This is a genomic window from Zobellella iuensis, assembly GCF_016746085.1.
In the GTDB taxonomy this organism is placed as follows: domain Bacteria; phylum Pseudomonadota; class Gammaproteobacteria; order Enterobacterales; family Aeromonadaceae; genus Oceanimonas; species Oceanimonas iuensis.
Genome location: NZ_JAERTZ010000002.1, coordinates 31,133 through 48,468, shown reverse-complemented (window position 1 = coordinate 48,468; position 17,336 = coordinate 31,133). Strand labels below are relative to the sequence as shown.

General features: G+C 64.6%; 17 protein-coding genes. 8 read left to right on the top strand and 9 right to left on the bottom strand.

The window, feature by feature from the left end; genetic code table 11:
• Nucleotides 1-8 precede the first annotated feature (8 nt).
• From JKV55_RS00740 to JKV55_RS00715, 6 genes are all read left to right on the top strand, one after another.
• Complete coding sequence (locus JKV55_RS00740) at nucleotides 9-962, top strand: Gfo/Idh/MocA family oxidoreductase (RefSeq protein WP_202081834.1); 954 nt, start codon at nucleotides 9-11, stop codon at nucleotides 960-962.
• Nucleotides 963-1,028: 66 nt separating this feature from the next.
• Nucleotides 1,029-2,021, top strand: coding sequence for an aldo/keto reductase (locus JKV55_RS00735; protein WP_202081833.1), 993 nt, complete (start codon nucleotides 1,029-1,031; stop codon nucleotides 2,019-2,021).
• Between the two features lie 108 nt (nucleotides 2,022-2,129).
• Entirely contained in the window at nucleotides 2,130-2,828 is a 699-nt protein-coding gene (gene pcaH, locus JKV55_RS00730; protein WP_202081832.1) for a protocatechuate 3,4-dioxygenase subunit beta, read from the top strand.
• 3 nt (nucleotides 2,829-2,831) lie between these two features.
• On the top strand, nucleotides 2,832-3,431 hold the full coding sequence (gene pcaG, locus JKV55_RS00725) for a protocatechuate 3,4-dioxygenase subunit alpha (RefSeq protein ID WP_202081831.1): 600 nt from the start codon (nucleotides 2,832-2,834) through the stop codon (nucleotides 3,429-3,431).
• 47 nt (nucleotides 3,432-3,478) lie between these two features.
• Entirely contained in the window at nucleotides 3,479-4,816 is a 1,338-nt protein-coding gene (gene pcaB / locus JKV55_RS00720; protein ID WP_202081830.1) for a 3-carboxy-cis,cis-muconate cycloisomerase, read from the top strand.
• A 9-nt stretch (nucleotides 4,817-4,825) separates the two neighbouring features.
• The gene (locus JKV55_RS00715; protein ID WP_202081829.1) at nucleotides 4,826-5,761 is read left to right on the top strand and encodes an AEC family transporter; all 936 of its coding nucleotides are present in this window, start codon (nucleotides 4,826-4,828) and stop codon (nucleotides 5,759-5,761) included.
• A 102-nt stretch (nucleotides 5,762-5,863) separates the two neighbouring features.
• Here the strand turns inward: JKV55_RS00715 and JKV55_RS00710 are convergent, their stop codons facing one another.
• The 9 genes from JKV55_RS00710 to JKV55_RS00670 all read right to left on the bottom strand — a co-directional run bounded on the left by JKV55_RS00710 (nucleotide 5,864) and on the right by JKV55_RS00670 (nucleotide 14,073).
• Entirely contained in the window at nucleotides 5,864-7,024 is a 1,161-nt protein-coding gene (locus JKV55_RS00710) for a DcaP family trimeric outer membrane transporter (protein ID WP_202081828.1), read from the bottom strand.
• A 257-nt stretch (nucleotides 7,025-7,281) separates the two neighbouring features.
• Entirely contained in the window at nucleotides 7,282-8,469 is a 1,188-nt protein-coding gene (locus JKV55_RS00705) for an ABC transporter substrate-binding protein (protein ID WP_202081827.1), read from the bottom strand.
• 88 nt (nucleotides 8,470-8,557) lie between these two features.
• Nucleotides 8,558-9,256, bottom strand: a complete 699-nt coding sequence (locus JKV55_RS00700; RefSeq protein WP_202081826.1) for an ABC transporter ATP-binding protein — start codon at nucleotides 9,254-9,256, stop codon at nucleotides 8,558-8,560.
• Nucleotides 9,253-9,972 (bottom strand): ABC transporter ATP-binding protein, encoded by a 720-nt coding sequence (locus tag JKV55_RS00695; protein ID WP_202082004.1) that lies wholly within the window; start codon nucleotides 9,970-9,972, stop codon nucleotides 9,253-9,255. The genes JKV55_RS00700 and JKV55_RS00695 overlap by 4 nt, the downstream gene beginning before the upstream one ends.
• Nucleotides 9,959-10,984 carry a branched-chain amino acid ABC transporter permease gene (locus JKV55_RS00690; protein ID WP_202081825.1) on the bottom strand — a complete coding sequence of 342 codons (1,026 nt, stop codon included), beginning with the start codon at nucleotides 10,982-10,984 and terminating at the stop codon, nucleotides 9,959-9,961. The genes JKV55_RS00695 and JKV55_RS00690 overlap by 14 nt, the downstream gene beginning before the upstream one ends.
• Complete coding sequence (locus JKV55_RS00685) at nucleotides 10,981-11,832, bottom strand: branched-chain amino acid ABC transporter permease (protein WP_202081824.1); 852 nt, start codon at nucleotides 11,830-11,832, stop codon at nucleotides 10,981-10,983. Before JKV55_RS00685 ends, JKV55_RS00690 begins: the two co-directional genes overlap by 4 nt.
• A gap of 168 nt (nucleotides 11,833-12,000) precedes the next feature.
• The gene (locus JKV55_RS00680) at nucleotides 12,001-12,783 is read right to left on the bottom strand and encodes an SDR family NAD(P)-dependent oxidoreductase (RefSeq protein WP_202081823.1); all 783 of its coding nucleotides are present in this window, start codon (nucleotides 12,781-12,783) and stop codon (nucleotides 12,001-12,003) included.
• A gap of 114 nt (nucleotides 12,784-12,897) precedes the next feature.
• Nucleotides 12,898-13,233: an NIPSNAP family protein gene (locus JKV55_RS00675; protein ID WP_202081822.1), complete on the bottom strand. Its 336-nt coding sequence runs from the start codon at nucleotides 13,231-13,233 to the stop codon at nucleotides 12,898-12,900.
• Nucleotides 13,234-13,257: 24 nt separating this feature from the next.
• On the bottom strand, nucleotides 13,258-14,073 hold the full coding sequence (locus JKV55_RS00670; RefSeq protein ID WP_202081821.1) for an SDR family NAD(P)-dependent oxidoreductase: 816 nt from the start codon (nucleotides 14,071-14,073) through the stop codon (nucleotides 13,258-13,260).
• A gap of 278 nt (nucleotides 14,074-14,351) precedes the next feature.
• On the opposite strand from JKV55_RS00670, the gene JKV55_RS00665 reads away from it, so the two are divergent.
• Nucleotides 14,352-15,242 carry a helix-turn-helix domain-containing protein gene (locus tag JKV55_RS00665; RefSeq protein ID WP_202081820.1) on the top strand — a complete coding sequence of 297 codons (891 nt, stop codon included), beginning with the start codon at nucleotides 14,352-14,354 and terminating at the stop codon, nucleotides 15,240-15,242.
• Between the two features lie 161 nt (nucleotides 15,243-15,403).
• Nucleotides 15,404-17,161 (top strand): FAD-dependent oxidoreductase, encoded by a 1,758-nt coding sequence (locus JKV55_RS00660; protein WP_202081819.1) that lies wholly within the window; start codon nucleotides 15,404-15,406, stop codon nucleotides 17,159-17,161.
• Nucleotides 17,162-17,336: the final 175 nt, after the last annotated feature.

The following is a 17,336-nucleotide window of genomic DNA, read 5'->3' as shown; positions in this document are numbered from 1 at the left end:
GAAGACTGATGAGACTTTGCATCGCCGGCGCCGCGGGCGCCTTCGGCATGAAACACATGGATGCCATCGCCGCCATCGACGGCGCCCGGGTGACCTCGGTCGTGGGTTCCAACCCGGAGGCGATCCGCGCCTTCGCCGAGGAGCGCGGCGTGCCCCACTACTGCACCGATCTGGCCGAGGCCCTGGCCCGGGACGACGTCGACGCCGTGATCCTGGCCACCCCGACCCAGCTGCACGCCTCCCAGGCGATCCAGTGCCTGGAGGCCGGCAAGCACGTCATGGTCGAGATCCCCATGGCGGACAACATCGAAGACGCGCGCAAGCTGGTCGAGACCCAGCAGCGCACCGGCCTGGTCGCCATGGCCGGCCACACCCGCCGCTTCAACCCCAGCCACCAGTGGATCCACAACAAGATCCAGGCCGGCGAGCTGAAGGTGCAGCAGATGGACGTGCAGACCTACTTCTTCCGTCGCACCAACAAGAACGCCCTGGGCCAGGCCCGTTCCTGGACCGACCACCTGCTGTGGCACCATGCCTGCCACACCGTCGACCTGTTTCAGTACCAGACCGGTGAAACCGCCAGCCAGGTGCAGGCCCTCCAGGGCCCCATCCATCCGGAACTCGGCATCGCCATGGACATGAGCATCGGCATGAAGGTTCCGAATGGCGCTATCTGCACCCTGTCTCTGTCGTTCAACAACGACGGCCCCCTGGGGACCTTCTTCCGCTACATCTGCGACCAGGGCACCTACATCGCCCGCTACGACGACCTGGTCGACGGCCACGAGAACAAGATAGACCTGAGCGGGGTGGCGGTGTCCAACAACGGCATCGAGCTGCAGGATCGGGAGTTCATCGCCGCCATCCGCGAAGGCCGCGAGCCCAACGCCAGCGTGGCCCAGTGCCTGCCGGCGATGGAAACCCTGAGCCGCCTGGAGCTGTGCCTGCAGCAGGCAGGCTAACGGCCAGGGGGCGGCCCGCGGGCTGCCCCTTTCCATGGACCACCATGCTTGCAAGGGGATGAACCGATGAAGATTGCCAATCCGCTGTTCGACCAGCCCGGCATCGGCCTGGGCTGCATGAACCTGTCCCACGCCTATGGCAGCCCGCTGTCGGAAGCCGATGCCGTCCGGGCGCTGCAGACCGCCTTCGACCTGGGCTACCGCCATTTCGACACCGCCACCCTCTACGGCGGCGGCGCCAACGAAACCCTGCTCGGCAAGGCATTGCACGACAAACGCCAGCAGCTGTTCCTGGCCAGTAAATGCGGCATGGCGATCGGCCGCGACAGCGGCAAGAAGGAGATAGACGGCCGCCCCGCCACCCTGAAACGCCAGTGCGAGGACAGCCTGCGCCGGCTGCAGACCGACTGCCTCGACCTCTACTACCTGCACCGGCTGGACCCGCGGGTGCCCGTCGAAGAGAGCGTCGGCGCCCTGGCCGACCTGGTCCGTGACGGCAAGATCCGCGCCATCGGGCTGTCGGAAGTTTCCGCCGCTACCCTGGCCAGGGCGCAGGCGGTGCACCCGATCGCCGCGGTGCAGTCCGAGTATTCCCTCTGGACCCGCAACCCCGAAATCGCCCTGCTCGACGCCTGCCGTGCCAGCAGTACCGCCCTGGTCGCCTTCAGCCCGCTGGCACGCGGCTTCCTGGCCGGCAGCCTGCGCGATATCGGTGGCCTGGAGCCGAAGGACATCCGCAACAATATGCCGCGCTTCAGCGCCGACCACTTCCCGAAGAACCTGGCGCTGCTCGACGAATACCAGCGCCTCGCCAGGGACGCCGCCTGCACCCCGGCCCAGCTGGCGCTGGCCTGGGTGCGCAGCCGGGGCGATGTTATCCTGCCGATCCCGGGCAGCCGTTTTGTCGAGCATATGCGGGAAAATCTGGCCGCCGAGCCGCTCCGGCTCGATGCCGGGACCCTGGCCCGGCTCGATGGGCTGATCAACCAGGCGACCGTCTCGGGTCCGCGTTACAATACGGCCCAGCAGGCCGAGATCGATACCGAAGAGTTTGGCTGAGCCCCTGCCCCGCCGGGCAGCGCGGGGTTCCGGCACCGCACCGCCCGGCGGCGAGGAGCCCAAACCAGGGGCGCTTAACGCACTCGACAACCAAGAGGAGCCATCGTCATGAGCCGCATCACCGCCAGGGACTGGAGCAGCCAGCCGCCCTACCGCCATCCCGACTACAAGTCGAGCGGCCTGCGCAGCCCGACGCAGCCACGGGTCCGGATCGACCCGGAGCTGGCCGAGCTGACCGGCCCGGTGTTCGACGCCGACCTGCAGGGGCCGCTGGATCACGACCTGACCCGGAACGGCCGGGTCAACGGCGAGCCCCTCGGCGAGCGCATCCTGGTCACCGGCCGGGTGCTCGACGAGTTCGGCCGGCCTGTCCCCGGTACCCTGCTCGAGATCTGGCAGGCCAACGCCGCCGGCCGCTATGTGCACAAGCGCGATCGGCACGGCGCGCCGCTCGATCCCAATTTCCTCGGCGCCGGCCGCTGCCTGACCGATGCCCGGGGCCGCTACACCTTCTACACCATCAGGCCGGGCGCCTATCCCTGGGACAACCACCCCAACGCCTGGCGGCCCCCCCACATCCATTTTTCCCTGTTCGGGCCCGCCATCGCCACCCGGCTGGTGACCCAGATGTACTTTCCCGGCGACCCGCTGCTGGCCCATGATCCCATCTTCAACGGCGTTCCAACCGAGGCCCGGGACCGGCTGGTGAGCCGCTTCTCCCTGGATGCGACCGAAGAGGGCTTCGCCCTGGGCTACCTCTTCGACATAGTGCTGCGCGGCGTGGACGCCACCCCGATGGAAGCCTGAGCCATGAGCATGAAACAAACCCCGTCCCAGACCGTAGGCCCCTACTTCGCCTACGGCCTGACCGCCCGGCAGTACCACTACCCCTTCGGCCAGGTGGCCGACGGCAGGCTGCGCCGGGGCCAGGTCGCCGGCGAGCCCATCCGCCTCACCGGCCGGGTGCTGGACGGTAACGACCAGCCGGTGGACGACGCCATGATCGAAATCTGGCAGGCCAATGCCGCCGGCCGTTTCCACCATCCGCTCGACCAGCGGGCGGATCGCCCCCTGGATCCCGGCTTCCTGGGGTTTGGCCGCTGCGGCACCGGTACCCGCGAGGATCTGAGCTTTTGCTTCGAGACCATCAAGCCCGGCCCGGCCGGGCCCGGCCAGGCGCCCTTTATCTCGGTGCTCCTCTTTATGCGCGGCCTCCTGAGCCACGCCTACACCCGCCTCTACTTCGAGGATGAAGCCGCCGCCAACGCCGCCGATCCGGTGCTGAACCGGGTGCCCGCCGCACGGCGCGCCACCCTGGTAGCCCGCCGCACCCATACCGCCACCGGGGTGGAGTACCGCTTCGACATCCGGATGCAGGGGCCGCGGGAAACCGTATTTTTCGAGATTTAGGGAAGAGTCCGGGCCGCCCCCGGCAACCGCCATCCAGCGAGGCCATCATGTATTCCGTTTCCCCCTTCGATTCCGCCCTGTACCGGCAACTGCTGTCCGACAAGGAAGCCGCCGCCTTGCTCGGCGACGAGGCCCAGATCGCCGCCATGCTGAAAGTGGAAGGCGAACTGGCCCTGGCCCAGGCCGACTGCGGGCTGATCCCCCTCGACGCCGCCGCGGCCATCGCCAGGACCGCCGCCAACCTGACCCTGCCGGCCATCAAGCTGGCCGCCGGCACCGCCTCGGCGGGAGTGCCGGTGCCGGCCCTGGTCAAGGCGCTGAAACAGGCCCTGCCCGCCGAACAGGCGCGCTGGGTCCACTTCGGCGCCACCAGCCAGGATATCGTCGACACCGCCCAGATCCTCAACTGCCGGGAGCTGCTGGCACTGTACGAGGGCCGCCTGGGCCGGGCCATCGACCGCCTGGCCGGCCTGGCCGCCAGCCATCGCCATACCCCGCTGGCCGGCCGCACCCGCACCCAGCAGGCGGCGCCCATGAGTTTCGGCTTCAAGGTGGCCGGCTGGCTGGCGCCGCTGCTGCGCCAGCGACAACGACTGGCCGAGCTCAGGCCCCGGCTGCTGAAGGTGCAGCTGGGCGGCGCCGTGGGCACCCTCACGGCCATGGGGGAAGGGGCCGCCGACATCGCCGCGCGGCTGGCCAAACGGCTGACGCTGGCGCCGGCGCCCGGCTGGCATACCCAGCGCGACAGCCTGGTAGAGCTGGCCGACTGGCTGGCCATGACCACGGGGCTGCTCGGCAAGGTAGCCCAGGACTGGCTGTGGCTGAGCCAGACCGAGGTGGGCGAGATCGGCTTCAACAACGGCGGCGGCTCCTCCACCCTGCCCCAGAAGAGCAACCCGGTGAATGCCGAGGTCGTGGTGGCCCTGGCCCGGCACAACGCCGGCCTGGTGGGGCAGATGCACCAGGCCATGGTGCAGGAGCACGAACGCAGCGGCAGCGGCTGGACCCAGGAGTGGCTGGTGCTGCCCGCCATGCTGATGGGCACGGCGGTGGCCCTGCACCATATGCTGGACGCCCTGGCACACCTGCGGGTCGATACGGGGCGGATGCAGGCCAACCTGGCGCGGCATAACGGGGTGATCTTCGCCGAAGCCGCCACCTTTGCCCTGGCGGCGCAGATGCCCCGGGACAGGGCGGCCGCCCTGGTCTCCGCCGCCTGCCAGGAAGCCCTGGCGGGCTCGCGGCCCCTGCTCGACATCCTCTGCGAGCAGTCCGGCATCCGCCTGGAACTGGCGCAGTTACAGCGGCAACTGCTCGAGGGCGGCGCCACCGCCCCCTGGCTCGACGCCATCCTGGCCGAAGCCGCCCATCCCCCACACCATTAAGGAGCCACCGTGCTGGCCGTTGTATCCATTACCGCCCCCATCTTTATCCTGATCGCCCTCGGCTACGGCGCCGTGCGCTTCCGGCTGATGCCGGCCGAGGCCGTGCCCGGCCTGGGCCGTTTCGTGCTGTTCTTCGCCATGCCGGCGCTGATCTTCCATACCCTGTCCAACCTCAGCTTCCGCCAGGTGATAGAGCCCCACTACCTGCTGGCCTACGCCGGCGGCTCCCTGCTGCTGCTGATCCTGGGCCTGCTGCTCACCCTGCTGGTGCTGAAAAACGAGGCGGTGCTGGCGTCCTTCAAGGCCATGGGCATGGTGGTGCCGAACAGCGCCTTCTTTGGCTACCCGGTGCTGCTGCAGGTGTTCGGCGAGCCCCCGGCCCGCGCCTTCGCCATGGCCCTGCTGGTGGAAAACCTGCTGATCATCCCCCTGGCGCTGGCGCTGCTGGAGTTCCACGCCAACCGCCACAACGGCCACTCCCTCGGCCGGGTGCTGCTCGGCCTGCCCGGCCGGGTACTGCGCAATCCCCTGGTGCTGGCCATCGCCGCCGGCACCCTGGCCTCGGCGCTCAACCTCAGCCTGCCCCAGGCCATGGCCACCAGCCTGGAGCTGCTGGGCCGGGCCTCGGCGGCGGTGGCGCTGTTCGTGATCGGCGGCTCCCTGGTGGGCAGCCCGGTGCGGGGCAACCTGGCCGGCATGAGCACGGTGATGCTGGGCAAGCTGGTCGCCCACCCGCTGCTGGTGGCACTGATGGTGTGGTGGCTGCCGCCCTTCGAGCCGGAGCTGCAGCTGGCGGCGATACTGATGGCCGCCATGCCGATGATGAGCATCTACCCCATCATCGGCGGCCAGTACGGCCAGCGCAGCTTCGCCGCCAGCACTCTGCTGCTGACCACGGCCGCGGCCTTCGTGACCCTGTCCGTCATTCTGCTGCTGTTCGCCTGAACGCAAGCGGGCCCAGGGCCCGACACAGGCGCAGGCCAACACTCAACGACGAAAAAGCCCCCCGTCACCGGGTGACGGGGGGCTTTTTTTCCGCTATCGCACTCAGAACGAGTAGGTCACGCTGGCCTGCAGCCGCAGGGCGTCGCCCTTGTCGTTATCGGCGGTGGTGCGTGACGCCCGGGACAGCTCCAGCCCGTAACTCACCCTGTTGACGGGGGTCCAGATGTAGTTGAGGTGGACCAGTTCGCGCTTTTTGTCGCGTCCGCCCACTGCCAGGCCGGCCTGCAGGGCATGGTCCCAGTCGATGTCAGCATAGGAGTAGGACAGGTTGACCGCGCCCGGACCCACCGGCTGGCTGACCCCCAGGGCCCCGCCCCAGGCGGTGAGGGTTTCCAGGCTGTCGCCGGCCCGGTAGGCGGCCGGCGCGCCGGACACGTTCAGGTAGCCGCCGATGCCGTCGCCGCCGCCGATCATGGCTCTGAAGGTGGTACCCTGGTCCAGGCTGAGGCTGGCGGCCGCAAACAGCCCCCAGCCGGTGGCGCTGTCATCCACCTCGCCGTCATCCAGCGCCACTTCCCGCAGCAAGCCGCCCAGGGCGTATTTGAGGTTGCCGAACGCGGACTCGTAACGCAGGGTCAGATCCGGCAGGCTGTCCTTGCGATCGCCGTCGGCCACGTTGGCCTCATCGACAAAGGAGGTGCCCGACATGGAGCCGCTGGGGGCCTCCAGCGCGAGGTGCAAGCCGTTGCTGGAATAACGCAGCTGGGCCTGGCGGTTGCCGCCCGGACCTATGGGGCCGGTAAAGTCGAGCACCGGCGTCGCCCCGATCAGGGAGCCGAAATTGGTCCAGGTCTGGCCGGCGGTCAGGCCGTTCCAGGAACCATAGGCATGGCGCAACCTGAAGTTACCGCCGCCGGAGCCGTAAAAGTCCCCCTCCAGCACCGTCAGCAGATCGCCCTGCCCGGTCGGCGTCACCGTTTTCAGGCCGAGCCGGCTCTGGTAGGCATGAAAGGTGGTGTCACCGCCGCTGGAGGTTTTCTCGTCGCCCACGGCCACCCTGCTGAAATCGATGGAATTGCCCAGCCCCTTGCTGCCGGCCTTGACGTCTCCCACATCGTACATGGCATCCAGCTTGACATAGCCATAAGCGGAAACTTTTGTATCGCCGAGTTCAACATCCAACGCCATGGCGCCGCTGCTGCACAATACGGCGGCGCCGACCATCATCGACAAGGGGGTTACCTTAAACAGTTTCTGATTCATTTTCTTCCCTGACTAAAATAAATTAAATAAAAAACACTTCTTCACTTTATTACCCTTATCCATTGCACAACCTGCCCCAGGCCGACCATATAAATCCAACCTGTCTTTAACGAGGAGGAGATAGCCTCCCCATCATTAACAGTGACCATATAGTCGGGCACTTGGCGTTTATATAAACGGATTGCCATGCAAGGATATCCATATCCCCCAAGGTCAAAGATTCAACACCCTGGTGGATATATGCTTGGTTCACTCCATTACAGCCGGCATTCCGCTGAAGGAGTGGCGTACAGGTCGGTCCCGAAGGTCTTTTCAATCACGGGACGCAATTTTCCATCGGCCAGGCTGACCTTGCCCATGTAATTGGGGATCAGCAGTTGGTGGTCCTCCGCCCGCATCAGGGCCGGCCCATGGATGGTGTCGAAGCGGGCGCCTTCCAATGCCGAGGCGACGGCCGCGGGCTGCACGCTGCCGGCCAGCCGTACCCCTTCAAAAATGGTACGGGTGCCGTTGTAGGCCTGGCCTTCATTCTCCGTGGGGAAACGGCCGAAGCGCTGCTGCCAGGCGGCGACAAAGGTCCGATTCATCTCGGTATCGATCTCGGCGCCATAGCCGATATTGCCCCAGACACCCTCGGTGGCTCCCTCGGTGGCCTCGACCAGGTAGTTGAAGATCAGGGAATGGCCGATCAGCTTGCTCTGCGCAGTCAGGCCGAAGGACTCGGCCTGGCGGACGAAGGCGATGGCATCGCGCCCGACCATGGCGACCCAGATGCTGTCGACCCCGGCAGCCTTGAGCTGGGTGATGTAGGGCGCGAAGTCGGTGGTCCCGAGCGGTGCAAACAGCGACAGCTTGTTCCCCTTGCCCTGCTCGGCGGTCAGCACGTCGAAGAAGGTGGCGGAATCATGGCCCCAGTTGTAGTCGGCGGCGATCACCGCGAAGCTGTTGCCCTCCACCCCTTTCATCCACTCGCGCATCATGGCCATGTCCATCCGGTCCGAGTGGTTGGTCCTGAACAGGCGGGCATTGCAGTGGCTGCCGGTCAGCCCGTCCATCTTGCTGAGGATGCCGAAATAGACGGCGTCCCAGCGTTTCATGCTCTGTGCCAGGGTCAGCGAAATGGACGAGGAAATGGGCCCTATCACAAACTTGTGTCCTTCCCGGCTCAGGCGCTCCGTGACCCGGCGCGCTCCTTCCGGGGTACTTTCGTCATCGGCGGTTTTGATAATGACTTCCCGGCCGTCGATGCCGCCATTGGCATTGGCTTCGTCCACCGCGAACTGAATACCACGCAGGGCTTCTTCCCCCTGTTGGGCAAAGACGCCGGTCAAGGAGGTGACCGCCGCTATTTTTATTGGCTCCTTGTTCGAAGCCGTAGCCGCCATGGGCAATAGAGAGGCTATCAGCGAACTCAATACCAAGCCTTTGACATTTCTTTTCATCATAATGCTAATCCCTTAACGTTTAATGGATGCAAAAACCCCTGCCACCCATGGGTAGCAATAAAAATCAGGGGTAAAGCGTTTAATGTAATTACACGACGACGTGTTGCTGTAATTCCATAATATGGTCCTGACGGACCTTTCCTTCGGCGACCACGCTGCCCTTGGACAGGGCGTAGTAGCGCTCCGCCACCCGCCCGACCAATGACAGGTTCTGCTCGATCAGCAGCAGCGAGGTCCCCTGCTCCGCCAGTTGGTTGAGGATTTCCGCCAGTTGATCGACGATCACCGGCGCCAGCCCCTCGGTCGGCTCGTCGAGCACGATCAGTTCGGGGTTGGCCATCATGGCCCGGCCGATGGCCAGCATCTGCTGCTGGCCGCCGGACATGGCCGTGCCCGGGGTATGGGCCCGCTCCCTGAGGATGGGAAACAGCCGGTACAGGCTGTCCAGCCGCCAGGGCCCGGCCCGGCCGACGGCCGCGCCCAGCATCAGGTTCTCTTCCACCGTCAGGTTGGGCACTATGCGGCGCCCCTGGGGCACCACCATGATGCCGTTGTTGGCCGCCATATAGGGCCTCAGCCGGCGTGGCTGGCGCTGCCCCAGGCGGATGTCGCCGCTGCGCAGCGAGGCCAGGCCGAGCAGGGTATTGACCACCGTGGTCTTGCCGACCCCGTTGCGGCCGATCAGCGCCACCTTTTCACCCTGGCGCACCGACAGGTTCATGTCGTGCAGCACATGGGCCGCGCCGTAGCCGGCGTTCACCCCCTTGAAACTCAGTAATTCACTCATGCCGCACTCCCCAGATAAGCTTCCCGCACCCTTGGATTGGCCCTCACCCTGTCCGGCTCGCCTTCTGCCAGCACCCTGCCCAGCTCCAGCACCGTAATGGAATGGGAAATACCGAACACCACCTCCATGTCGTGCTCCACCAGCAGCACCGAGACATCGCGGCCGGAAGCCAGTTTCTTGAGGTGGCTGGCCAGCTCCATTGACTCGGGCACCGTCAGCCCGGCCATCGGCTCGTCCAGCAGCAAGATGCCCGGCCGGCCGACCAGGGCCAGGGCCAGATCCAGCCGGCGCTGTTCGCCATAGCCCAGCTCGCCGGCCACCAGCCCGGCCACCGGCATCAGATCCAGCTCCTCCAGCACTTCGGTCGCATCCCGGGCGGCATCGGCCAGGCCGAGCTTGGCGGCCGCCAGCTCGACCTGATCCCATACCCTCATGCCGGCAAAAATGCTGGTACGTTGAAAGGAACGGGAAACCCCTCTCTTGCGGCGCTCGAACACCCCCAGCCTGGTTACCTCCTCCCCCTTTAATCGGACTATGCCGGCGGAGGGCAGGCGACGTCCGGTGATGGCGTCGATGACGGTGGATTTACCGGCGCCGTTGGGGCCGATCAGGCCACGGATCTCTCCCGGCTTCAGGGAAAAGGACACGCCGTCGACCGCCTTGACACCGCCGTACTGCACCACCAGTCCCTGTACTTCGAAATTAAGCTTTGCCATTGCTGGACTCCATCCTTGTGACGCTCGGCTGGCGACGCTGACCGCGGCGGAAGCGGAGGCGACGCAACCCTTTCTCCAGGCCGCCGGCCATGCCTTCGGGGGCAAACACCACCACCAGGATCAGGGCCATCCCCAGTATGCCCATCCAGTAATCGGTGACCCCGCCCAGGTAATCCTTGACCAGGAAGTAGACCACGGCGCCCAGCACGGGCCCCCACAGCTGGTGAAAGCCGCCGAGGATCACCATGATCAGGGCGATGCCCGAAACGCTCCAGTGCAGGCTTTCCGGCGACACATAGCCGGTGTAGAGCGCGGACAGCACCCCGGCCATGGCGGTAATGCCGGCCGACAGGCTGTACAGCGCGGCCCGGGGCAGCAGCACCTGGATGCCGATAAAACGGGCCCGCTCCTCGTTGTCGCGAATCGCCTCGGTGACCCGGCCGAAGCGGCCGCGCAACAACAGCGTCAGCAGCGCCATGGTCAGCACCAGTACCCCCCAGCACAGCAGGAACATGGCGTCCGGCTCGTACAGACGATGGGTATCCAGGCCGAACAGGGTATCGGGCCAGTTGATGCCGAGGCCGTCGGCTCCCCCGAGCAGCTCCCGCGAACGGGAGGCGGTCAAGAAGAAGCTCTGCCCCACGGCCAGGGTCAGCATCCCGAAGGCGATGCCTGGCACCCGGCAGATCAGCAGCCCCAGCACCAGGGCGACGAGCAGTACCACCAGCAGGGTCAGCAGGATGATCAGTTCGGCCGGCAGCCGGGTATGCTGCAACAGCAACGCCAGCAGGTAGCCGGAGGAGCCGAAGAAGGCAGCGTGACCGAAGCTGCCCAGGCCGTTCTGGCGCAGCAGCACCCCGACGCCCAGCGCAAAGAGCGCATAGATGGTCGCCTGGGTCAACAGCGACTGGGCAAGGCCGGACTCGACCAGGGTCACCAGCAGCAGCCCGGCCAGCAGCGCCAGCGCCGTTTTCCACAGGATGTCCTTGTTGCTTTTGTTGAGCTGGCTCATAGACGATTACCGGCGATACCCGCCGGCCTCCACAGCAGAATGGCAATCATCAGCATAAAGGGCAGCAGGGCGGAGATCGCGGGCAGGTAGACGATGCCGAACGACTGTACCTGGCCCAGCAGCACGGCGGCGACGAAGGTGCCCCCTATGCTGCCCAGGCCGCCGATCACCACCACCACGAAGGAGTTGATCAACACATCGCTGCCCATGCCCGGCGCCAGGGAGAGCATGGGCGAGGCCACCACGCCGGCCAGCCCGGCCAGAGCGGTACCCAACCCGACCACGATGGCGCTGACTTTGTCGGTATTAACACCCTGCATGGCGGTGGTGGTCGGATCCGTGCTGGCGGCTCTCAGGTAGAGGCCGATGCGGCTGAAGCGGATCCAGCAGAACAGCCCCCCCATGACCAGGGCCCCCAGCGCCACTATCGCCAGGCGATAGACGGGTACCGCGGAGCCGAACAGCGTCAGTGAACCGCCGAGCAGCTCGGGCACCGACACCGACAGATTGGAACGCCCCCAGAGGCTGTGCACCAGATCCTCGATCACCAGCAGCAGGCCGAAGGTCACCAGCAGCACGCTCAGGGGCTCCTTGTCCTGCAACAGGCGAAAGCAAAACCGGTCCAGCAGCACTCCGATAAATCCCATCAGCAACGGGGCGAGCAGCAGGGCCAGCCAGAAACTGAAATGGGTGGCGATGCTGTAGCCCAGGTAGGCTCCCAGCATATAAAGTGCCCCATGGGCAAAATTGACGACCCGCCGCAGTCCATACACCATGGACAGGCCGGAAGCCGCAATCAACAGCAAGGCCCCGTAGACCAGGCCGTTGATCACACTGATCGTAATCATATCTCCTCTCCTTGTTTCAGTATTCGCAGAAAACCGCTTTCTATCCGTGAATGATCAATTAAAGATAAAACCCCCTTCCCTTTAAGAATCCGCTGAAAAAACTGAATATAAAACTCATTGAATAACGACTCCGCCGCACGAGAATAAGCGGATATCGGCAGCCATTAGTTAATCGTTCAATACCTGTTCCGGTGCGCCCAGCGCCAGCCAGCCGCCATCGGCCACCAGGGTGGTACCGGTAATAAAACTGGCCCGCTCGGAGGCGATAAAGGCGATGACTTCCGCTATTTCTTCCGGCCTGGCCAGCCGCCCGAGCGGCGTGCGGCCGACGATACTCCGGGTATCCAGCGCCCCTTGCCGCTCCAGGCCGGCCACCAGTTCGGTACGGACATAACCGGGGGCGACCGCGTTCACCCTGATGCCTTTACGCCCCCATTCACAGGCCATGGAACGGGTCATAGCGGCAATGCCGGCCTTGGCCGCGCCATAGGCATTGCGCCCGGGAATGCCGGCCAAGCCGGCGATGGAGCCTAAATTCACGATGCAGCCACGGCCTTGCTCCAGCATGACCCGCGCCACCATCCGGCTCATCAGAAAAGTGCCCTGCAGGTGTACCCGCAATACCCGGGAAAAATCCTCCAGCCGTTGTTCCTCGGTCGGCACCGACTGGTCCGCGATGCCGGCGCAATTGATCAGCACATCGATTCGGCCGTATATCGACATCACTTTTTTTATTAATTCATCGACCTCATTTTCATTGCCGATATCACAGCCCAACCCCAGATGCCGTTCCCCCAATAATGCCGCCTGGGTCACCGCCAGCTGCGCCCTGATATCGACAATAACGATGTGGTCACCGGCGTCCGCCATCAAGCGGGCGCTCGCCCAGCCGATGCCATTGGCCCCGCCGGTAATCAGCACCACTCGATGATTATCCGTGTCGCGTTGCATATCCCCATTCCTAAAAAAGAGCTGCCGGCCATATCGGCTTATTTAACGCCAGGACGGCGGCAGCCAGGCTGTAATCACCGCTATTCAGCTAAAGGGTTGTCGACTTGCACTGCACTATTTCAGGCCGGCCAGGCTGTCAAACTGGACCGGCTTGATAATTCTGTTTTCCTGGGCGATGACCAGATGGGCCGAGGCCTGCAGATAGTCGGCAAAGGCCGGATCCGAGTCCCGGGCCAGGCTGCGTTGTTCGTAATCGGTCAGGTTTTCATAGCCCCACAGGTGCACCACCTGGTTCAGCGGGCCTATGCTGCTGGTGTAAAACGCCAGCGGCCGCCCCAGATGCTGGAGCAGTATGGGCATGGCCAACCGGTCGAACACCGCCAGAAATTCGGCCATGCCCCGGGGTTTGATGGTGTAGATACGGTGATCCACTATGGCGTGATGCTGCATCGGCGTCGTCCTCCGTGATGGGGTTCAGGCCTTGGCCGCTTCATAGCCGGGGCGCGGGATCAGGGCCATCGGCATGGCCTCCAGTCCGCCGTCCACCGTCAGCTCGGCGCCGTTGATGTAGTCGGAGCGCGGACTCGCCAGGAAGAGCACCGCGTCCGCAATGTCCTGCGGCTTGCCGATGCGCCGGCTGGCGGTCATCTGCCGGCGCCGCCGGGCCACCTCTTCGTCCTCGTAAAAGGAGGCGGACAGGGGCGTCAGGATCAGTCCCGGGCAGACGCTGTTGCTGCGGATGCCGTGCTCCCCCCATTCCGCGGCCAACTGGCGGGAGAGCATGCTGACCGCCGTCTTGGCCGCGCTGTAGGCGCCGCTGTAGGTCTGCGGATAATGGGCCGCGATGGAAGACACATGCACGATGCGGCCCGCACCCTGCGCCAGCATCAGTCGGCCGAACTGTTGCGAGCACAGCAGGTAACCGGTGAGGTTGACCTCGAGCACCTGGTTCCACTGCTCCAGGCTGATGTCGGCCAGCGCGGCCGGACGCAGCACGCTGGCGTTGTTGATCAGCACATCACAGCCGCCGAAGCGGTGTTCGACCCGGGCGGCGGCAGCCTGCACGCTGGCCGGATCGGCGATATCGCATTCCATCGCCGTCACCTCGACGCCGGCCCGGTCCGCCAGCTCATCGGCCAGTTGCTGGCATTGGGCCAAGTCCCTGTCCAGCAGCACGAGACGGGCCCGCTGGCCGGCCAGGGCCCTCGCAATCTCGTGGCCAATACCCCCGGCGGCGCCGGTGATCACGCACACCGCCTCGTTCAGTTGTAGCCAGCTTTCTTGTTCCATTATTTCCACCTCCGGAGCCCGGCTTTCTACCCGACCTGGCTCCACCTAGAATTAACATTGGATTTACAAGGCGGATGATAGGATCTGGGGGAGGGCGGAATGAAGGGACAAAACCCACAAGGAACCCGACATTTTTCACAAAACATTTACACCGGCTCTGGCGTCGGGTGGCTCTCTTTATTACTTTTCCATTGAAAAACAAGTAACAAAATAGCGTTTGGATATATTATCCGCCGCCGGGCGGTAATTCGGACAGAAGGACTTGAACGGAACAGACTATGACCAAGAAGATTCCCAGCTATACCCTATACGGCGAACCGGCGCAGCCCGTCTGGCATGAAGCGCTGCACGTCGAGTCCATTTCCAAACGCTCCGGTTTTTACAATTGGGAAATAGCGCCCCATCGCCACGATGGCCTGCTGCAGCTGCTGTATCTGCGCAGCGGCTCGGGGGAAATTCTGCTCGATAACCTGCGCACGCCGGTCCGGGCGCCCTGCATCCTGATGATACCCTCGCAGATAGTGCACGGTTTTCATTGGGCGGGGCGGGTCGAAGGAGAGGTCGTCACCGCGCTGCAATATCCGCTGGAATCGATGGCCCAGCTCTTGTCACCGTCCTTGCTGCCCCTGCTGCAGCGTCCGCAAGTCATTCCCCTGCCGGACTGGGACCAGGAAGACAATCCCCTGCTGCCGCTGTTCCGGGCCCTCGGCGAGGAATACCACCACAGGGCCAGGGATCACATCGCCTGCAGCCAGGCCCTGTTGCTGGCCCTGCTGATCAATGTGTTCCGCCAGACCGAGGCCGACCCCCGGGTGCCGGTCGTCGTCAATCGGCGGGCCCATCAGATCAAGCAGTTTCGGGAGCTGGTCGAGGTCCATTTCAAGAGCCACAGGGCCGTCAACCAGTATGCCGAGGAGCTGAACCTGACCGGCGCAACCCTGGGTCGACTGTGCCAGGAGCACCTGGGGATGCCGCCGATGGCGGTGATCAACGCTCGCCTGGTGCTGGAAGCCAAACGGGAGCTGGCTCACTCCACCATGAGCATCAAGGAAGTGGCGCACGAGCTGGGCTTCAGTGATGTCGGCTACTTCAGCCGCTTTTTCAAGAAGCACACCGACCTGACCCCCAGTGATTTCCGCGTCAGCGTCGGCCGGCAGGAGACGGAGTGAATATGCATAAATAGTCCTGACCTTGACGGGATTTGTCCATTCAATCGCCACCAACAGAAAATTAACATCGTTGATACCTCGTCCGACCCTGTGCGCCATCTCGGTCGGGCAGCGAGCCGGATCGCCGGCTCGCCATCATCTGTTAGTTGGAGATTTGAACAATGGACAAGCAATCCCTGCCCCATGATATCCAGTGCGACCTGCTGGTCATCGGCTCCGGTGCCGGCGGTCTGTCCACGGCCATTACCGCCAAAAAGCACGGCCTGGAGGTGGTGGTCATCGAGAAAGAACCCTTTTTCGGCGGCACCACCGCCTTCTCCGGCGGGGTGCTGTGGGTACCCGGCAATGCCCATACCCGCGAGGCTTTGGGTGTCGAGGACAGCCGTGAAGCGGCGGTGGCCTACATGAAGGGCGAAACCGGCGCCTTCTACGACGAGGCGGCGGTCGCCGCCTTCCTGGATAACGCCCCGGCCATGGTCGAGTTTTTCGAGCGGGAAACCGAGGTCAAGTTCGTGCCCACCCTGTACCCGGATTACCACCCCGACGCCCCGGGCGGTGTCGATGTCGGCCGCTCCATCCTGGCGGCGCCTTATGACATCCGCCGCCTGGGCCAGGACATGGCCAGGCTGCGGCCGCCGCTCAAGACCATCACCTTCATCGGCATGATGTTCAATTCCTCCAATGCCGATCTCAAGCATTTCTTCAACGCCACCAAGTCGCTGACTTCCTTCTGCTACGTGGCCAAGCGCCTGGCTACCCACCTGAAAGAGCTGGCCCTGTACCGCCGTGGCATTCAGGTCACCAGCGGCAATGCGCTGGCGGCGCGACTGGCCAAGTCGGCGCTGGATCTCGGCATTCCCATCTACACCGATACCCCGGCCAGGGAACTGCTGCAGAGCGGCGACCGGGTAACCGGAGCCCGGGTCGAGGGCGCCGCCGGCGAGGTAACCATCAATGCCCGTCGGGCGGTGGTACTCGCCTGCGGCGGCTTCTCCCACGACGTCGAGCGGATCCGGCAGCGTTATCCGCACCTGCAGCGCGGCGGCGAGCACCTGTCGCCGGTGCCCGCCGGCAATACCGGTGACGGAGTGAAGATGGCGGAGCACAACGGCGCCCGGTTGTCCCTGCGCTACCAGAACACCTCGGCCTGGATGCCGGTGTCCCGGGTGCCCTACGGCAAGAGACAATTCGGTGTATTCCCGCACCTGCTGGACCGCTACAAGCCCGGCATCATAGGGGTGCTGCGCAACGGCCGTCGCTTTACCAACGAGTCCAATTCCTATCACGACGTCGGCGCCGCCCTGATCCGCGCCTGCGAGCAGCAGAGCGAAACCGCCATGTGGCTGATCTGCGATCAGGCGACCATCGGCAAATACGGACTCGGTTTCGCCAAGCCCTCCCCCATGCCGCTGAAACCGCTGATCAAGAACGGTTACCTGCTCAAGGGCAATAGCCTGGAAGAGCTGGCCCGCAACGCCGGCATCGACGCCGTCGGCCTCAAGCAGACGGTGGCCGAGTACAACCAGGGCGCCACAGTGGGCGAGGACCGCCAGTTCGGCCGGGGCACCACCGCCTTCAACCGCTACCTGGCCGATCCGGACAACCAGCCCAATCCCTGCGTCGCCCCCATCGGCAAGGGCCCCTACTACGCGGTCAAGGTGATCATGGGCGATCTGGGCACCTTCGACGGCATCAGGACCAGTCCGGTCGGACAGGTGCTGAGCGAGGCCGACACCCCTATCGCCGGGCTCTATGCCGTGGGCAACGACAGGGCCAGCATCATGGGGGGCAACTACCCCGGCGCCGGCATCACCCTGGGCCCCATCCTGACCTTTGGTTATATCACCGGCCATCATGTCGCCGGCATCGATCTGACGACCGGAGCAGAGCCGCCACTCGCGCTGAAAGAAACGGCTTGATGCTCGCCGGCCGGCGCCACTGCGCCGGCCGTTTTTCCCCTTCTCTCGCCCGTCACCCCTTGCATATTGATTTTGATATACATAACAGCCAAATATTCATTATTGGGCGCCCCCCGATTGTTTTAGCTTTGTTATCCGAATGAGAAATTGATGTTCGCACTCACCGGCATGCCGG

What these genes read in the sequence shown, in the direction of transcription:
- JKV55_RS00740 (WP_202081834.1), top strand. Translation starts at nt 9, where the DNA reads ATGAGACTTTGCATCGCCGGCGCCGCGGGCGCCTTCGGCATGAAACAC.
- JKV55_RS00735 (WP_202081833.1), top strand. Translation starts at nt 1,029, where the DNA reads ATGAAGATTGCCAATCCGCTGTTCGACCAGCCCGGCATCGGCCTGGGC.
- pcaH (WP_202081832.1), top strand. Translation starts at nt 2,130, where the DNA reads ATGAGCCGCATCACCGCCAGGGACTGGAGCAGCCAGCCGCCCTACCGC.
- pcaG (WP_202081831.1), top strand. Translation starts at nt 2,832, where the DNA reads ATGAGCATGAAACAAACCCCGTCCCAGACCGTAGGCCCCTACTTCGCC.
- pcaB (WP_202081830.1), top strand. Translation starts at nt 3,479, where the DNA reads ATGTATTCCGTTTCCCCCTTCGATTCCGCCCTGTACCGGCAACTGCTG.
- JKV55_RS00710 (WP_202081828.1), bottom strand. Translation starts at nt 7,024, where the DNA reads ATGAATCAGAAACTGTTTAAGGTAACCCCCTTGTCGATGATGGTCGGC.
- JKV55_RS00705 (WP_202081827.1), bottom strand. Translation starts at nt 8,469, where the DNA reads ATGATGAAAAGAAATGTCAAAGGCTTGGTATTGAGTTCGCTGATAGCC.
- JKV55_RS00700 (WP_202081826.1), bottom strand. Translation starts at nt 9,256, where the DNA reads ATGAGTGAATTACTGAGTTTCAAGGGGGTGAACGCCGGCTACGGCGCG.
- JKV55_RS00695 (WP_202082004.1), bottom strand. Translation starts at nt 9,972, where the DNA reads ATGGCAAAGCTTAATTTCGAAGTACAGGGACTGGTGGTGCAGTACGGC.
- JKV55_RS00690 (WP_202081825.1), bottom strand. Translation starts at nt 10,984, where the DNA reads ATGAGCCAGCTCAACAAAAGCAACAAGGACATCCTGTGGAAAACGGCG.
- JKV55_RS00685 (WP_202081824.1), bottom strand. Translation starts at nt 11,832, where the DNA reads ATGATTACGATCAGTGTGATCAACGGCCTGGTCTACGGGGCCTTGCTG.
- JKV55_RS00680 (WP_202081823.1), bottom strand. Translation starts at nt 12,783, where the DNA reads ATGCAACGCGACACGGATAATCATCGAGTGGTGCTGATTACCGGCGGG.
- JKV55_RS00675 (WP_202081822.1), bottom strand. Translation starts at nt 13,233, where the DNA reads ATGCAGCATCACGCCATAGTGGATCACCGTATCTACACCATCAAACCC.
- JKV55_RS00670 (WP_202081821.1), bottom strand. Translation starts at nt 14,073, where the DNA reads ATGGAACAAGAAAGCTGGCTACAACTGAACGAGGCGGTGTGCGTGATC.
- JKV55_RS00665 (WP_202081820.1), top strand. Translation starts at nt 14,352, where the DNA reads ATGACCAAGAAGATTCCCAGCTATACCCTATACGGCGAACCGGCGCAG.
- JKV55_RS00660 (WP_202081819.1), top strand. Translation starts at nt 15,404, where the DNA reads ATGGACAAGCAATCCCTGCCCCATGATATCCAGTGCGACCTGCTGGTC.